Source organism: Reinekea blandensis MED297 (assembly GCF_000153185.1).
In the GTDB taxonomy this organism is placed as follows: Bacteria; Pseudomonadota; Gammaproteobacteria; order Pseudomonadales; family Natronospirillaceae; genus Reinekea; species Reinekea blandensis.
Genome location: NZ_CH724150.1, coordinates 456,979 through 472,926, shown reverse-complemented (window position 1 = coordinate 472,926; position 15,948 = coordinate 456,979). Strand labels below are relative to the sequence as shown.

The window sequence follows — 15,948 nt, the reverse complement described above, 5'->3', positions numbered from 1 at the left end:
AGCTGAAAAGTCATAATTTGGCTGTTTCGTAGGTTGAGTAACGGGTTTAGTCGAACACAAACCGATGATTGGCGCAACGTTTTTTTCATCGTAAGACAAGGCGGTTGTTTGTGAGACTGGCGCATAACTGATTTGAAAGGTCATCGGTTGTCGCTAATTTGGCTGAAAAAATCGCCGAAATGCTATAAATTTGCACAACACTTCTATTCAGCGACCTGATTGTGTTTGACGATATTCGACCCTTTACCGATGACGAAGTCCGTCCGGTATTAAAAGCGACCTTGAAAGATCCGGAGTTTGCTAAAGCCCTTTCGGCTTGGTTAGCCCCTGGCTTGAATCGAAAGGCTCCCTGGCTTATTCGGCCATTGGTTCGATTGGCGTTGACCCTGTATGTCGGTCGGGTGAAAACTATTGAAGCGTTTCAGATGAAACTCGCTCCCTTTGTTGCCCGGTTGTTAAAGCGCTCAGTTGAAGAGTTCTCCGTCCATGGGTTGGAGCGTTTGGATAAAAACAAAGCCTATCTGTTTGTGTCCAATCATCGGGACATTGTCATGGACCCGGCCATGGTGAACTGGGCATTGCACCAGAATGGTTTTCAGACCGTTCGTATCGCCATCGGTGATAACCTCTTGTCGCGACCCTTTTCTTCCAACCTGATGCGTTTGAATAAAAGCTTTATTGTTAAGCGCAGCGTGAAAGGGATGAAAGCGAAGTATAAGGCAGCTCTGGAGTTGTCGCGGTACATCCATTTTTCCATTCTGGAAGAAAACGCGAATATATGGATCGCACAGCGTGAAGGTCGTGCAAAGGATGGCTATGACCGAACCAATCCCGCGGTCATTGGAATGTTCAGTCTGAGCCGACCTAAAACCCGTGACTATTCCGACTACATTAACGAACTCAATATCGTTCCTGTTGCGATCAGCTACGAGCTTGATCCATTGGATGTGGCCAAAGCGCGTGAGTTACATGCGCAGCATACAACGGGTGAGTACCGTAAACGTCGCAATGAAGACATGACGTCCATTGCCCGGGGCATGACCGGTTGGAAAGGGCGGGTGCACCTGGAGTTTGGCAATGTGCTCAATGGGAGTTTTGAATCGGACGACGACGTAGCGCAGGCCATTGATGAGCAGATTCATCAGATCTATCGGCCGTTCGAAACCAATGAATGGGCAGAAGCGCAATTGAACGGCACGCCCGTACCTGAAAGCAACAGCAACGTTGAACAGCTTCGGCAGCGCGTGGAATCCATTCGTCCGGAATGGAAGTCCTATCTTTTGAAGCAGTATGCGAATGGTATGCGAATGCGTCGGGGTGAAGACCCGTTGTAATAGGAGTCGAAACGATGGCGTTACCAGGGCTGACGGGTGTTGATCACATTGCGGTTATTGCATCGGATTATCGACGCTCGAAGCAGTTCTACATTGATGTGCTGGGTGGCCAAATCATTGCGGAAACCTATCGGGAAGCACGCGACAGTTATAAGTTGGATCTGGCTTACCCCGGGTTTCAGATTGAACTGTTCAACTTTCCGGCTCCACCACCGCGACCGTCCCGTCCTGAAGCTCAGGGCTTACGACATTTGGCGTTTCAGGTAGCGAACCTGGATGAGAGTATTGATTATCTCGAGGGCTTGGGTGTTCCGGTGGAGCCGGTGCGGGTCGATGAGCTGACGGGTCAGCGTTTTACTTTTTTTCAGGACCCAGACGGGCTGCCATTAGAGTTGGTGGAAACCAAACCAGCGAATAAACACGAAGGCGATCGCTGAACGTGAAGCTCGCGCTTGAGCGTCGCCTGTGTTTTATTTGTGCGTGTGGGTAAAGGTACCGTCCCAATCGTCGGGCAGTGGTTGCCAGCTCAGGATGTCAATCCGGTCGAGATAAATCTGGTAAAGCTCCGGACGTTTCGATGTTTCCAGCAGTTGCTCAAAGCGTGCCCGTGCGGCATCCCATTCCCGGTTCAGATACAGATCGTAAGCTTCCTGATAGGTAGCCAGTTCTTCACTCAAACGTTTACTGACTTTGCTGGTCGGACCGATCGGTTCAAACACATCCACCGGTTTGAGTTTGCCCCGTACCTGAATCCGATCAACAAACCGGAATGTCAAGTCAGGACAGTTCTGAGCGGTTTGAGCACCCACCAGAATTCCGACGTGGTAAAACTTGGTCAGATTCTCAAGGCGGCTGCCGAGATTTACCGCGTCGCCGAGAACCGTATAGGCGCGACGGAAACTGGATCCCATGTCGCCTACGTTCATCGGACCTGAGTTGATCCCGATGCCAATGGTCAGTTCCGGATAACCGAGCGCTCTGAGTTCCGGGTTCAGACGGGCGACCACCTTTTGCATTTCCAGCGAGGCTTGTATTGCGTGTTGAGCATGTTGCGAATCGTTCAACGGTGCGCCCCAGAATGCCATGACCATATCGCCGACGTATTTATCGACGGTACCCTGATGACGAAAGATAGTTTCAGTGATCGGCGTAAAATAGCGATTCAGCAAATCTTTCAGTTCGGCAGCGGAGAGATTTTCGGAGATGGTGGTAAAGGAACGGATATCTGAAAACAGAACGGTCATGTCTCGGTTTTCACCCTGAAAACCATATTGATCCGGTGCCGTCAGCATGTGATCGATGTGCGCACTGGGAACATACTGACCAAATACAGAGGTCACGTGTTGTTTGGCCCGGCGTTCGCCGAGAAAACCTTCCAACAGGTGCAGCGTGCCCAGCGCTAACGTCAATATAAAACTACTGGCTAATGGCAAGGCAACATTCAACGAAAACCAGATGTATAAGTTGATGGAAACAAGCGTCAACAGAAGTGCCAGTGTCGCCACCGTCAGTTGAAAAGGTCCTAAGCGATTGGAAAATGCGGTAAATAAAAAGCCCAACACTAACAACACAATCGCCGTAAAGGTGTTGGCATCGACCGGCTCAAACGGGAACACGCCGGCCAGTAAGCCGTTGAGGAGGTTCGCATGCACTTCAACTCCGGGGTATTGCGTACCGACGGGCGTGGAACGCAGGTCTGCAAGCCCGACTGAGGATGTACCAATCAGAACGATCGCGTTTTCAAACTGTTCCGGATCAATCTGGTTGCTCACCACATCGGTGGCCGATACATACGGAAACTGCCCTTGAGGACCGAGGTAGGGAACCAAAACCCGTCCATAAATATCGGTACGAATGGTTTTGTCGACAAAGCCAATCTGAGAAACATAACTGAGATTACGGTTCAGAGCGGCAGTATGCAGTTCGATTTCATCCAGAAACATGTAGGCCATGCCAATCGCCAACGCCAGGCTGGGATAGAGTTCGGACCCGTAACGCTGCACCATGGGCGCACCACGCAGTACACCGTCGCCATCGATTGCAGGAACAATGAAACCGGCCCCCATTGCGGCATCCTGCACGATGGGGACATTGGCGGTGTAGCCATTCGCCGTGATGACCACCAGTTGATCCGATTCGTCATCAGTAAATTGATAGACCGGTTCGGGCAGTTCTCCGACCTGAATGGCATCGTTATCGTGAAACAGGAATGACAGAACGACGTCGGTCGTGGAAAAACTCTCGGACAGGATACGATCGTAGTCGGTTTCGGACGCAAAGCCTGCAAGTTCTGCTGCCAGACGGGTCCGACCCATTTCAATGGCCTTTTTCTGCAGCTGCCGGGTCGGGTTTAGCTGCGGCTCGGTCATCAGTACATCGAACCCGACCACGATAGCGCCTGCAGACGCCAGGTTTTCAACCATTCTGGCAATTTTATCCCGCGACCAGGGCCAACGACCTTCCATTTCCAGACTGTGTTCATCAATATCCACGATGACAATGGATTCTTCGGCTCGGGAAAAGCGATCGTCGTTTAAACGCAGGTTGTATCGCCAGTCGTAAAAGAGGTAATCGAGTCGCTTAATAAATGAACTCTGATCCGTTTGCGCCTGAAACAGATGATAGCTGGCGAGCGTCAGCGTAATGAACACACTGAGTGTGACGACGGTCCAGCGCAGGCTATGGCGTTTCAACAAACGGATTATTTGCATAGATCACGACTTAAGTTGATATTATCCAGGTACAAAAGAGATAGGTTAGCGCAAAATTGATTTCGACGGGATTCCCACGCACGCTTTTATTGACTCGATGGTTGTTTGCGACTGCGCTGTCAGGCGTGTTGGTTTTATCATTGTTACCCATGGATCACCCGGATTTTTCTCCTAATGACAAACTGAACCATTTACTCGCTTATGGTGGCCTGATGGTTTTGGGTGCACTCAGTTGGCGAAATCTCTGGTGGGTTGCCGGCGGTGTATTTATGTGGGGCGTCGGTATTGAGGGGCTTCAGGGATTAACGCCGTATCGCTACTTCAGTCTTGCTGACATGCTGGCCAACGCGTCAGGGGTGTTACTCGGCTGGATGGGCTATTTTGGTGTCAGAAAATTATGGGTACGGTAACGCCATTGCCATGGGAACCGGTTGGCTTTGATGCGCGCTGAACGTTAATTTCAGCAACGATAAGCATGTGACTAAAATAACGATGTCTTTTTAAAAGGTTAACAATATGAAACAACGCAACATCGCCCTAGTGGCTCATGACAACAAGAAAAAAGAACTGGTGGATTGGGCGGTGGCGAAAGCCGAGTTAATGGCCGAAATTGGTATTTTTGCAACCGGCACGACCGGTCGGTTAATTGAAGACGCCATGAAGCGCCCGGTTAATCGGTTACTCAGCGGACCGTTAGGCGGCGATCAGCAAATTGGCGCTAAGATTGCGGAAGGCGAAATCGATCTGCTGATTTTTTTCTGGGATCCGCTCGAACCACAACCTCACGATCCGGACATTAAAGCGTTGCTGCGTATTGCCGCTTTATACAACATCCCTGTGGCGTGTAACAAAGCCAGTGCTGATTACATGATTCATTCGCCATTGCTTCACGGCGACTATGTGCCGGATGAGCCCGATTTTTCAGACTATACTCTGCGCAAAACGCCCATCGATAAATAAGTGATCGCTATATGGTTCGGGTGAGTGTTACAGACAACCTGCAAAGGCATGTTCACTGTCGCGACCTGAACGTCGAAGAAGGGTCGCTGGCGGATGTTTTGAACGATGTTTTTGCCCAGTGGCCCGAGCTTGAACCCTATGTCCTGAATGAACAGAAACAGCTTCGACCGCATATCATGTTGGCGGTCGATCAGTCCCTGGTTCAGGGAAATCTGAAGGATTGGCGCTCTCATCGGGGGTTTCATCGTTTGCATATTATGCAGGCGCTCTCAGGAGGCTAGAGGATGGACATACTCATTGCGACCCGTAAGGGGTTAATGGTTTACGAGGATACCGAGCAGGGGTTGTCGTTGACCGGGCGACATTTTTTGGGCGATCCGGTATCGAATGTTGTCGTTGACGCCGCCGGGGTCTGGTACGCCGCTCTCAACCTAGGGCATTTTGGCCCCAAGATGCACAAATCCGTCGACCGTGGCGCTCATTGGACCGAAATTGCCTGCCCAACCTTACCTGAGAAACCACCAAGCAGTTCCGATAGTACCGACTGGACGGTCAAACAGGTTTGGGAACTGACCGCCTTTGCCGATGAACCCGGTCATCTGTTAGCGGGAACCAATCCCGGTGCTGTGTTTGAAACAACCGATGGTGGCCAGAGCTGGCAGTTGAATGATGCATTCTGGCAGTTGGAGCAGCGTCCAGGTTGGTTTGGTGGCGGTTTTGATGACAGTGGTGTGCATTCCATTTCCATTCGTTCAGATGACCCGTCGTCATGGTCAGTAGCTGTCTCGGTAGGTGGCGTGTGGCATACCGACAACGCCGGTCAAAGCTGGGCACTGCATTGTGCTGGTATGGTGGCTGACTACATGCCGGAAGACATGGTCGACTCAGAAGACCTGCAGGACCCGCATCGAATGGTGCGCTGTCTGAGCGCTCCTGACCGTTGCTGGGTTCAGCACCATTGCGGCATTTTTGTGTCGGATGATGGTGGTCACCAATGGCGGGAATGTCAGATCGACGGACGTTCCAGTTTTGGTTTTTCGGTGGTTGTGCATCCGACGTCGCCGGATACAGCCTGGTTTGTCCCGGGCATTAAAGATGAAAGCCGCTACCCGAAAGACGGGCAGTTGTGTGTACTACGCACGCAGGATGGCGGACAGACCTTTGAACGGCTGCGCAGCGGACTGCCACAGGAGGACTGCTACGACCTGATTTACCGGCATGCGCTGGCGATCAGCCAGGATGGCCAACGCTTAGTCATGGGGTCCACAACCGGCAATGTCTGGGTGTCGGATGATCAAGGTGAGCATTGGCACTGCCTATCCAACCATTTACCGCCGGTTTATGCGGTGGTCATTCACTCTGTTTCATGACTCAACGTCCGTTGGGCGGAATGAAGTATTGAGTGGTGTTCGTAAAGGTATGGTTACGAAGGTGGGTGCTTTTTGATAAATAGGGGTGGTCCGTAAGCTATACTTTACGGATAAAATCATTAGCATGTGCGCCGAATTATGACCCTGTTGCAGGGTAGTCTGGCGCTCATCCGTGCATCGCCAGCCTGCAACACTTCATTTGGAGGCATTCGGTGAAACCCCAGAATCATCATTCCATCCCAGAAGACCTGCTGGCGCTGATAACGGCATCGCTCATGGTGGCTTTTGGTATCTATCTGTTTAAGCAATGTGGCTTTCTGACCGGTGGGACTGCTGGGATCGCGCTGATCCTGACCCAGCTGACACCGTTCTCGTTTGGTCAGATCTTTTTTACCATCAATCTTCCATTCTATTATCTGGCCTGGACACGCATGGGACGGCGTTTCACATTGAACACCTTTATCTCGGTAGCGGTGGTGTCACTGTTTTCCGACAACCTGCATCGGGTCATTCAGGTCAGTGACCTGAACCCGGTGTATTCCGCCATATTTGGCGGACTTCTGGTTGGTATGGGCATTCTGATTATGTTTCGCCACGTCTCCAGCCTCGGTGGATTGGGTGTGTTGGCGAAATTCGTTCAGGATCGGTTCCAGATCAGTGCTGGCAAGTTTCAGATGTCGATTGATGTCTCGATTGTTTGTATTGGCTTCTTTCTGGTCAGCCCTTGGGTTTTGGCGTTGTCCGTTCTCGGAGCGGTCGCACTGAACCTGGTGATTGCCATTAACCATAAACCCGGACGCTATCAGATTACCTGAGACCGGACGCTGATCAATTGAGAACTGTTTGTATTTGCGGTGACTGAGCGCTAAGATCTGACTCCCATATCATTGCTCTGCTGTAGAATGCATCCCGACCGTACGTTCATCATTAAAGTTGTCTGGTCGGGCTCAGGTCTGAGGTTCCGTTGAAACAACGCCGTTTTGGAAAACTCTCTACTGTATCCGTCATCACGGCGACTTTGCTGAGTACGCCTCTGCTGGTGATTGTGCTTATGGCGGTCACCGGTAAGGCCGATGTCTGGTCGCATCTATGGCAAACGGTACTGGGCGATTACGTCACGCACTCATTGCGATTGGTGGTCGGAGTGGCCATTGGCGTCCTGCTGCTGGGGGTCAGTACCGCCTGGTTAACGGCTTGCTGTGAGTTTCCCGGACGAAAGCTGTTATCTCTGTTGCTGCTGCTGCCAATGGCCATGCCGGCTTATATCATCGCTTATGCCTACACCGGGTTGTTGGACTTTGCCGGTCCGATCCAAACCTGGATCCGGGCGACTTTTGAGTTGCGTTACGGCGAATACTGGTTCTTCAATATTCACTCAGTTACGGGGGCGACCTTAATGTTGTCCCTGGTGCTGTATCCTTACGTTTATCTCATGGCCCGTGCAGCCTTTCTGGCGCAATCGGCGCATATCATTGACGTCAGTCGTTCGCTTGGGGCAACGCCGTCCCGCGCGTTCTTCCGGGTCGCCTTGCCGATGGCCCGACCGGCGATTGTGGCTGGCTTATCCTTAGCCATGATGGAAACGCTGGCGGATTATGGCACGGTTCAGTACTTTGGCGTGCCGACCTTTACCACAGGCATATTTCGTACTTTTTACGGCTTTGGTGATGCGGCCGCCGCGGCGCAGTTGGCGGTCGTTTTGCTGACGTTTGTGATTCTGCTGGTGGTTCTGGAAAAGTACTCCCGTCGTCGCATTTCGTACTTTCAGTCCTCGGATCGTAAAACGCCAATGACCCGGCTGCCGTTGCAGGGTTTAACCGCCTGGCTGACGACTCTGTGGTGCCTGCTGCCGGTCAGTCTGGGCTTTTTGTTGCCCTTTGGTTTGTTGGCAGTCTGGTCGACATCTTCCAATGAGTGGGTGCAGGGCGGGTTTATTGACATCGCGGTGAACTCGCTGTCTCTGGCGGCCATTGCTGCTTTGGTTGCCGTATTGCTGGCGCTGGTCTTTGCGTATGCGGCGCGAATCAGTCGCAGTCGTTGGGTTCATTTGTCGGTTCAGGTCACATCGCTAGGGTACGCCTTGCCCGGAACCATTATCGCCATTGGCGTCCTGGTCAGTTTTGCTTGGATTGATCACCACGCTGTGGCGGCATTCGATTCAATGGCAGGAACACAGCTCGGGCTGCTGTTCTCGGGGACGTTAATTGCCTTGGTGTTTGCTTACACCACGCGTTTCCTGGCGGTGTCGTTAGGCGCGGTGCAAAGTGGTCTGCAAACGATCAAACCCAGTTTGGACTCGACCGCCCGGTTGTTGGGTCGGACACCTTTGCAAGTACTGCGGGAAATTCATGTTCCGATGTTAAAAGGTTCGGTGCTGACGGCGTTTCTTATTGTTTTTGTCGATGTCCTTAAAGAGCTGCCGGCGACCTTGATGCTGCGGCCATTCAACTTTAATACTCTGGCTGTCCGGGCTTATGAACTGGCCTCGGATGAACGATTGATCGACGCGGCGCCTGCGTCGGTGTTGATTGTTCTGGTTGGCCTGATTCCGGTTTTCTTCCTGAACCGGTCAATTACCAAGAGGTAAGCTATGTCTGTTGTCTCATCGGATCTGCAATTATGGCTGGAAGGCGTCGACGTCCGCTATGGTGATGTTAAAGCGGTCAGTGGTGCAGCGTTTGGACTGCACAAAGGCGAGATCGGTTGCCTCTTAGGCCCCAGCGGTTGCGGTAAGTCGACTTTGCTGCGCGCCATCGCGGGTTTTGAAACCGTCGCTGGCGGATCAATCGCCATGGCCGGCAAGGTGATCAGTTCGCCAACGCTGCAGCTGGACGCTCAGGAGCGAAACATCGGTATGGTGTTTCAGGACATCGCGCTGTTTCCGCACTTAACCGTTGAACAGAACATTGCGTTTGGCCTGAATCGTTGGCCAACGTCAGATCAGCAGGCACGAGTGCAGGTGTTGCTGGATCTGATTGGCCTGAGCGGATTTGAAACCCGGTATCCTAACTCGCTCTCTGGCGGACAACAGCAGCGGGTTGCGCTGGCTCGGGCATTGGCACCGAAGCCCGCTGTTTTGCTGATGGACGAACCCTTTTCAGGTCTCGATGCGACACTGAAAGAAACCCTGGTGCCTGATGTTCGGGATATCTTGCTCAAAGAAGGCATTACCGCGCTGGTGGTGACACACGATCAGCAGGAGGCGTTTTCCATCGCCGACAAGGTCGCATTGATGAACCAGGGCTGTATTGAGCAGTTTTCAACGCCTTATGAAATCTATCATAAGCCCGAGACCCGCTTCGCTGCGGACTTCATCGGCCAGGGCTACTTTATTCCGGCAACGGTTCTGAACTCCCGGCAGATTAACACCGACCTGGGCGTGTTGGACTTGCCGCAGGAGTCCGGGTTTACGCCGGAGTTCACCGTGGATCTGTTGGTCCGCCCCGATGATGTGTTGCACGATGACGACAGTCCGTTTGAAGGTGAGATCACCAAGAAGTTCTTTAAGGGCACTTTCTTTCAGTATCAGGTTGCGCTGGCCAATGGTCGCCGGCTGTGGTGTATCGCTTCAAGCCATCATAACCATGAAGTAGGGCAGCGCATTGGTATTCGACTCGACCTGGACCACTTTGTCCTTTTTCCTTGCTAAGTATTTGCGGGTTTGAATTTATTGGCTGGCTTCGGGTTTCGGGTGTGCTGAATACCACAATCGTTCCAGATGCCGACGTGCTCGTTGGCTGAGCTGTCCGCTGTCGTCAGTCGTGTCCGCCAGTGAGTCTGCAAAACGGCTTCCGCTGAACTCATTGGATAACGCTCGGATTAACTGTTCGCCTTGTCGAATAAATTCCTCATAGCTGTAAGCTCGATCCAATGCGTTCCATAGTCGTGCATTGAACAGCATTTCCAGCGCGGCATGATCGAGCCTGCCGCGGACGGCCGAGGTCAATTGATGTTCCGGAATCGGCGTGCTCAACGACATTTCAGATTGCCAACCGATAAACCGTCGCAGCAGATAACTTTCTTCATCACTTAAATGTGGAATCAGTGGTTCGTAACCAGGCCAATCCCGACTGTCGATGCCTGCCGACTCGAGATGATCCAGCAGTTGATCGGCCATCGAATCCTGTATCGGTTGGCTGAATGTCGGCAACAATCGAATCAATTCCTGATGAAGTTGCACATCATTGAATCGTCGACTGGAAAACCAATGCAGTAACGGGCTGTATTGATAAAAGGAGTCACCATGCGTGGTTCCATACCGGCGCTGCCAGTGTTGATAATTCACCTCAATTCGTTGGTACAGATTGGCGTTTCGAATGATGCGGATGCGTCCTTTGCGCGCCAGAAAATCGAGTACGGTATGGCTGTTAATGGCTGCAATCTCGGTCCGCTCGGTGGTGTTCAATGAGCCAAAAAAACTATCCAGTTGCGAATCGGTGATTGTGGGTGCCGACAGAATCTGTTCCCAGAAGTTGGCAATTAAATCATCAGACAGGGTGACGATGTCCGGTACGGACTCCTGACTTCGGCCTTCGCAACTTAACTGAATCGATAAGTTCCGATTAAGTACTTCTAACCAATGTGGCTTACGGTTTAAACAAGCCTGAAAGTAAAAAAACTGATTCCACCACCCATAACGGCGCTGGTATTGAGGCAGAGTTATTTGGCGTAGCAAGGCTTCGGGAGCGCTGGTCGCCAGCAAGTCGTATAGAAAATCATAACGCTCCGATTGCAACCCCGGAGCTTTCATCAACAGTGCGGTTGCCTGATCCCATTCTTGCTTTAAAACAGCATTGTAAAAGCGAAAGACATCGCTGCCCGCACCGGCATAAGGCGTCATTGCCTGAACCGTTTTATCGATGGAGTGTGTCCGGCGTGAAATGCGCAGACCTGCGCTTTTCATGACGACATCATTCAGGTGGAACTCCAGCAATCGTTGAATGCCGGGCGCTAATGGTGCCAGTGTATCAGCCAAGCCACCGCGTTCTATTTTGATTAAAAAGTCCCGATCGTAGTGGTTCAGCAACAGAGACTCTCGATAGGTGTTGTCGGCACTGCCTGCAATCAGCGACATGGGCCAGAACTGATCGGCATGATGGTTCAGCACGTCAAACAGCGAACTGCGGGTGTCATCCAGTAGAGACTCGGCTCGATACTGTTCGGTAATCTGTCGGCTGGCCGATGGGTAAAGATTCATGTCGTAAAGCCGGTCCAGCTTCAAATAAGCCGCCAGCTCCGCCAGGTATGGGCTGCCGGCAGACAGGCGATATCGCCAGCGTGCCTGAGTCTCTATATCAAAACTGGTGGTGAAGTAATCGTGTAGCAAGGCATTCAGAGTGTCGGCGACCGGGTCCAGCGCGGTTGGTGGTAATGCGGTGGACGGAGAAGGCGCCAGTTGGATGCTGGCTGGTGCTGTTTGGATGGATGGACTCGGCGACCAGGCAATAGGCGTGTCCGCCTCGACCCTTGTTTGCGTGTGACCCATGTCGGGTTTTAACTGCAGGATAGCAGAGATCAGCCAGGCGACGATTGAAAGAGCCACAGCCATACCAACTATGGTATGCCAGGTATGGGGTTGTTGCAGATTTAATTGATTTGGCATGCACACCTCGACAGCGAACTGAGGTCGTTCGGGCATCGGTCGAGTTGGTTGTGCACCAGAGTGCCGGAACGCCGGAGTTAGGCATTACATTTCCGATAAGCGTAGCCGAACTCCGACATTCCGAATGTGACAATTGTATTGACTGTGTTACTTCGGATTGAGAGGTGCGTTATCCAAGCACGCGTTGCACAAACCAGAAAGCTCCGGTGGCGGCAATGGCGGCCGAAGCCGGGATAACAACCCATTGCCGGTACTGATCGCGTCGCGAGAACCACAGACCGACCAGCAGATAACAGGCCGCAATCACACTGAGCTGACCCAGTTCAACGCCCAGGTTAAAGCCGATCAGGCCGGCAATGAATGATTGCGTGGTGAGGCCGAAATCGGTCAGAACCGAAGCGAAGCCCAGACCGTGTAACAAACCAAAAGCAAAAATCAGGATCGGACGCCACCAGTGCAGACGTTTAAACACAATGTTTTCCAAGGCCACGTAGACAATACTCAGCGCGATCAGCGGTTCAATGATACTCGGAGAGACACGCAGGATGCCCAGCATACCCAATGCGAGAGTGATGGTATGAGCAATGGTGAATGCCGAGACTTGCCAAAGCAACGGTTGCCAGCGGGCACTGAGCAGAAACAGACCTATGACAAAGAGGATGTGATCAAGCCCGAGCGGTACGATGTGCGTAAACCCGACCGGGATATAGGCGATGAACGTTTTGCCGGCGGACTGAGGCATCTGGTCACTGAGATCGATAACCTCAGAAGGCGCACCGTTCTGCAGGTAACCGGTGGCCACATCCTGTGTGTTCGGTGTGCTCACCCGGTAGGCCAGCGAGCCCAGTTGGCGATCCCAGATCAAAGACCAGGGTGCTCGGACCGGCGCTTCACTGATCAGGGTGATGGTGGACTCCCGGGCTTCGCGTGGGCTATCGGCTGACCCGATTTTTAGATCGGTCACCACAAGAGTGGTTGGTGGTTCAACGGACAGGCCGATTAATGTTGGCAGCCGAGCCAGCCAGGGTTGTGCCTGTTGTTCAAGCTCGGCCGCAGGTAAGGCGCGGAGAGCCTGATAGACGTCGGCATTGTCGGCATCTTCGGTATTCGTATGGTTTTCAGGGATGCCGGTCAGCTGAGCTTCCAGGTTCAGTGTTAAGGTTAACCGGAGGTGAGCATCGGATTGCAGTTGGACATCAACGATGACAGGATTGATTTCATGCGCTTCAACCGATGACAGGGCCATCGCGAACAGCAAACCAAGGCTGCTCATAAAGTAAGACAACCTGGGCCGCCCGCCGTATTTCCTGTCAGACATCATTTCACTCCCGGATATTGATATGAAAAAGATATGCATTCCATTGATGGTGTACCTGTTCGCTGTAGCAACGGTGCAGGCGCACGATTTCTGGCTTGAACCCGAGGCCTATACGAGCACACCTGGGGAAGAGATTGCCATAGAATGGCGAATAGGGCAGGGTTTTTTGGGTGAATCGCTGGTCTTTCTGCCTTTTAACGCCGACCAAGTCGCGATTTGGCTGGGCGGGGAGCCAACGGCGTTATCGCCGCGTTTTGCGGCACGTCCGGCCTTGTCCGTTGCTCTCCCGGATGACGGCAGTGCCATCGTGAGCACCGTTACCCCCAAGTTTGATTTGCAATATGACGCCTGGTCGGAGTTTCAGGATTTTGTCGAACATGAGGCCATTGGCGTAACGTTGCCGGCGCCGGCAGCCGGTCCGGTCAAGGAGCAGTATCAGCGCTTTGCGAAAACATTGCTGAGCAGCGGTAACCACCGTTGGCAGGATGAGCGACTTGGGTTGCGTTATGAATGGGTGGTGCAGCCCGAGTCTGAGCATAGCCTGATGGCGACCCTTTACTTTGACTCCGAGCCGGCATCGGACCATTCGGTAAAGGTGTACGTTAAGCAACCTGCACAACCGGCAAAAACCATCGAACCGACGTTCTATCGGACGAATGCACAAGGGCAACTGCTGATCAGAGCGTTACGCCCGGGTGATCAGGTCTTGCTGAACGCGCTTCATTTGGTGCATGAGCCTGATAACGAGTGGTCTTGGCAAAGCTATTGGGCATCCACAACATTGCAGATGCCGGAATAAACGTTTTGCTCATCTGTTTGATAGGTAACGAACTCAACGAACATAAAAAAGGCGGCCTTTTGGCCGCCAATAACACTTTTGGGGAGTGTGTTGCTGGTTAATCAGGCAAACTGATTCATGGTGTTGTCTTCACCGGCCGCTTTCAGTGCATTATCGCCTGAGAAGTATTCTTTATGATCGTCACCGATGTCGGAGCCAGCCATGTTCTGGTGGCGGACACAGGCAATTTTCTGACGAATTTCTTTGCGCTGTACACCGGCGACGTAGCCGAGCATGCCCGCTTCACCGAAGTACTCTTTCGCCAGGTTGTCTGTAGACAATGCGGTCGTGTGGTACGTTGGCAGCGTGATCAGGTGATGGAAAATGCCTGCATTCGCAGCGGCATCCGCCTGGAAGCTCTGGATGCGACGATCCGCTTCTTTCGCCAGTTCCGTTTCATCGTACTCAATGCTCATCAGGTCGTCGCGGTTGTAGCGTGAGACATCCTGACCCGCTTCGGCCCAGGCATCGAACACCTGCTGACGGAAGCTCAATGTCCAGTTGAACGATGGCGAGTTGTTGTAAACAAGCTTAGCGTTTGGCACTTCTTCGCGAATGCGATCAACCATGCCACCGATCTGGCCAACATGTGGTTTTTCAGTTTCGATCCACAGCAGGTCAGCACCGGCCTTCATGGCTTCGATACAGTCGAACACGCAACGATCTTCACCGGTATCTTTACGGAACTGGTAGAGACCTGATGGCAGTCGTTTAGGTCGCAGCAGCTTGTCACCTTTTTTGATGACTACGTCGCCTTGATTCATGGTTTCGGTACTGACTTCTTCGACATCGAGGAAGCTGTTGTAAATGTCACCCTGATCGCCTTCTTCATTCACAACGGCAATCTGTTTGGTCAGACCGGCACCCAGTGAGTCGGTGCGGGCTACGATCACACCATCGTCGACACCCAACTCGAGGAAGGCATAACGAACGGCACGGATTTTTGCGTGGAAATCATCGTGCGGAACAGTCACTTTGCCGTCTTGGTGACCACATTGCTTTTCGTCGGCGACCTGGTTTTCAATCTGAATGCAGCAGGCACCGGCTTCGATCATTTTCTTCGCCAACAAGTAGGTGGCTTCTTCGTTACCGAAACCGGCATCGATGTCGGCAATGATCGGCACGACATGGGTCTCATGGTTGTCGATCTGTTTCTGAATGTCCTGTGCTTTCAGTTCGTCGCCGGCTTTGCGAGCCGCGTCCAGTTCACGGAACAGACCGCCGAGTTCACGGGCATCAGCTTGTCGCAGGAAGGTGTACAGCTCTTCAATCAGTGACGGAACGGCGGTTTTTTCATGCATTGACTGGTCTGGCAGAGGACCGAACTCAGAACGCAGTGCCGCAACCATCCAGCCAGAAAGGTAGAGGTAGCGACCTTTGGTGTTACCAAAATGCTTTTTAATGGAAATCATCTTCTGTTGGCCAACAAAGCCATGCCAGCAGCCCAGAGATTGGGTGTACTTGCTGTTGTCGGCATCATAAGCCGCCATATCTTCCCGCATGATCTTTGCCGTGTAGCGGGCAATGTCCAGGCCGGTCTGGAACCGGTTTTGAGCACGCATACGGGCAACGGCCTCAGGGTCAATGGCATCCCAGGAGGTACCGGCGGCTTTTTTCAATTGCTCTGCAGCTTGCAGATTGGTTTTGTAGTCAGACTCAGTTCGGGTCGTCATGTCGAATATCCTCTTCTTGTTTTACCAGTGCGACCAGGGGTGGTTTGCGTCCGTTCCTCATCGCCGATGCCCAAACAATAGGTTTGCGACTATGATTCGTCTAATTTATATGTATAATTTTCGCCATAACTTAGGTGAATTT

General features: G+C 52.3%; 14 protein-coding genes. 10 read left to right on the top strand and 4 right to left on the bottom strand.

Going from position 1 to position 15,948, the window contains the following annotated elements:
* Positions 1–221 precede the first annotated feature (221 nt).
* Both MED297_RS07580 and gloA2 read left to right on the top strand, forming a co-directional pair.
* The gene (locus tag MED297_RS07580) at positions 222–1,334 is read left to right on the top strand and encodes a 1-acyl-sn-glycerol-3-phosphate acyltransferase (protein ID WP_008043788.1); all 1,113 of its coding nucleotides are present in this window, start codon (positions 222–224) and stop codon (positions 1,332–1,334) included.
* Between the two features lie 14 nt (positions 1,335–1,348).
* Complete coding sequence (gene gloA2, locus MED297_RS07575; protein WP_008043787.1) at positions 1,349–1,771, top strand: SMU1112c/YaeR family gloxylase I-like metalloprotein; 423 nt, start codon at positions 1,349–1,351, stop codon at positions 1,769–1,771.
* 33 nt (positions 1,772–1,804) lie between these two features.
* On the opposite strand, the gene MED297_RS07570 is transcribed toward gloA2, so the two are convergent.
* Positions 1,805–4,045: a CHASE2 domain-containing protein gene (locus MED297_RS07570; RefSeq protein ID WP_008043785.1), complete on the bottom strand. Its 2,241-nt coding sequence runs from the start codon at positions 4,043–4,045 to the stop codon at positions 1,805–1,807.
* Positions 4,046–4,134: 89 nt separating this feature from the next.
* Here MED297_RS07570 and MED297_RS07565 point away from each other — a divergent pair, with 89 nt between their 5' ends.
* From MED297_RS07565 to MED297_RS07535, 7 genes are all read left to right on the top strand, one after another.
* Complete coding sequence (locus tag MED297_RS07565) at positions 4,135–4,455, top strand: VanZ family protein (RefSeq protein ID WP_154650869.1); 321 nt, start codon at positions 4,135–4,137, stop codon at positions 4,453–4,455.
* A 106-nt stretch (positions 4,456–4,561) separates the two neighbouring features.
* On the top strand, positions 4,562–5,005 hold the full coding sequence (locus MED297_RS07560; protein WP_008043772.1) for a methylglyoxal synthase: 444 nt from the start codon (positions 4,562–4,564) through the stop codon (positions 5,003–5,005).
* Between the two features lie 11 nt (positions 5,006–5,016).
* Positions 5,017–5,286: a MoaD/ThiS family protein gene (locus MED297_RS07555; protein ID WP_008043771.1), complete on the top strand. Its 270-nt coding sequence runs from the start codon at positions 5,017–5,019 to the stop codon at positions 5,284–5,286.
* Between the two features lie 3 nt (positions 5,287–5,289).
* Entirely contained in the window at positions 5,290–6,375 is a 1,086-nt protein-coding gene (locus MED297_RS07550) for a WD40/YVTN/BNR-like repeat-containing protein (protein WP_008043770.1), read from the top strand.
* Between the two features lie 212 nt (positions 6,376–6,587).
* Positions 6,588–7,190, top strand: coding sequence for a YitT family protein (locus MED297_RS07545; RefSeq protein ID WP_008043768.1), 603 nt, complete (start codon positions 6,588–6,590; stop codon positions 7,188–7,190).
* Positions 7,191–7,426: 236 nt separating this feature from the next.
* A complete protein-coding gene (locus MED297_RS07540; protein ID WP_086004882.1) occupies positions 7,427–8,962 on the top strand; it encodes an ABC transporter permease in 1,536 nt (511 codons plus the stop codon).
* Between the two features lie 3 nt (positions 8,963–8,965).
* A complete protein-coding gene (locus tag MED297_RS07535) occupies positions 8,966–10,024 on the top strand; it encodes an ABC transporter ATP-binding protein (RefSeq protein WP_008043765.1) in 1,059 nt (352 codons plus the stop codon).
* An 18-nt stretch (positions 10,025–10,042) separates the two neighbouring features.
* On the opposite strand, the gene MED297_RS07530 is transcribed toward MED297_RS07535, so the two are convergent.
* Positions 10,043–11,977, bottom strand: coding sequence for a hypothetical protein (locus MED297_RS07530; protein ID WP_154650868.1), 1,935 nt, complete (start codon positions 11,975–11,977; stop codon positions 10,043–10,045).
* Positions 11,978–12,146: 169 nt separating this feature from the next.
* The gene (locus MED297_RS07525) at positions 12,147–13,250 is read right to left on the bottom strand and encodes a HupE/UreJ family protein (protein WP_008043762.1); all 1,104 of its coding nucleotides are present in this window, start codon (positions 13,248–13,250) and stop codon (positions 12,147–12,149) included.
* A gap of 67 nt (positions 13,251–13,317) precedes the next feature.
* On the opposite strand from MED297_RS07525, the gene MED297_RS07520 reads away from it, so the two are divergent.
* Complete coding sequence (locus tag MED297_RS07520) at positions 13,318–14,094, top strand: DUF4198 domain-containing protein (RefSeq protein WP_083779373.1); 777 nt, start codon at positions 13,318–13,320, stop codon at positions 14,092–14,094.
* 101 nt (positions 14,095–14,195) lie between these two features.
* Here the strand turns inward: MED297_RS07520 and MED297_RS07515 are convergent, their stop codons facing one another.
* On the bottom strand, positions 14,196–15,806 hold the full coding sequence (locus MED297_RS07515) for an isocitrate lyase (protein WP_008043758.1): 1,611 nt from the start codon (positions 15,804–15,806) through the stop codon (positions 14,196–14,198).
* Positions 15,807–15,948: the final 142 nt, after the last annotated feature.

What these genes read in the sequence shown, in the direction of transcription:
- gloA2 (WP_008043787.1), top strand. Translation starts at nt 1,349, where the DNA reads ATGGCGTTACCAGGGCTGACGGGTGTTGATCACATTGCGGTTATTGCA.
- MED297_RS07570 (WP_008043785.1), bottom strand. Translation starts at nt 4,045, where the DNA reads ATGCAAATAATCCGTTTGTTGAAACGCCATAGCCTGCGCTGGACCGTC.
- MED297_RS07515 (WP_008043758.1), bottom strand. Translation starts at nt 15,806, where the DNA reads ATGACGACCCGAACTGAGTCTGACTACAAAACCAATCTGCAAGCTGCA.
- MED297_RS07520 (WP_083779373.1), top strand. Translation starts at nt 13,318, where the DNA reads ATGAAAAAGATATGCATTCCATTGATGGTGTACCTGTTCGCTGTAGCA.
- MED297_RS07555 (WP_008043771.1), top strand. Translation starts at nt 5,017, where the DNA reads ATGGTTCGGGTGAGTGTTACAGACAACCTGCAAAGGCATGTTCACTGT.
- MED297_RS07550 (WP_008043770.1), top strand. Translation starts at nt 5,290, where the DNA reads ATGGACATACTCATTGCGACCCGTAAGGGGTTAATGGTTTACGAGGAT.
- MED297_RS07540 (WP_086004882.1), top strand. Translation starts at nt 7,427, where the DNA reads ATGGCGGTCACCGGTAAGGCCGATGTCTGGTCGCATCTATGGCAAACG.
- MED297_RS07535 (WP_008043765.1), top strand. Translation starts at nt 8,966, where the DNA reads ATGTCTGTTGTCTCATCGGATCTGCAATTATGGCTGGAAGGCGTCGAC.
- MED297_RS07560 (WP_008043772.1), top strand. Translation starts at nt 4,562, where the DNA reads ATGAAACAACGCAACATCGCCCTAGTGGCTCATGACAACAAGAAAAAA.
- MED297_RS07525 (WP_008043762.1), bottom strand. Translation starts at nt 13,250, where the DNA reads ATGAGCAGCCTTGGTTTGCTGTTCGCGATGGCCCTGTCATCGGTTGAA.
- MED297_RS07530 (WP_154650868.1), bottom strand. Translation starts at nt 11,977, where the DNA reads ATGCCAAATCAATTAAATCTGCAACAACCCCATACCTGGCATACCATA.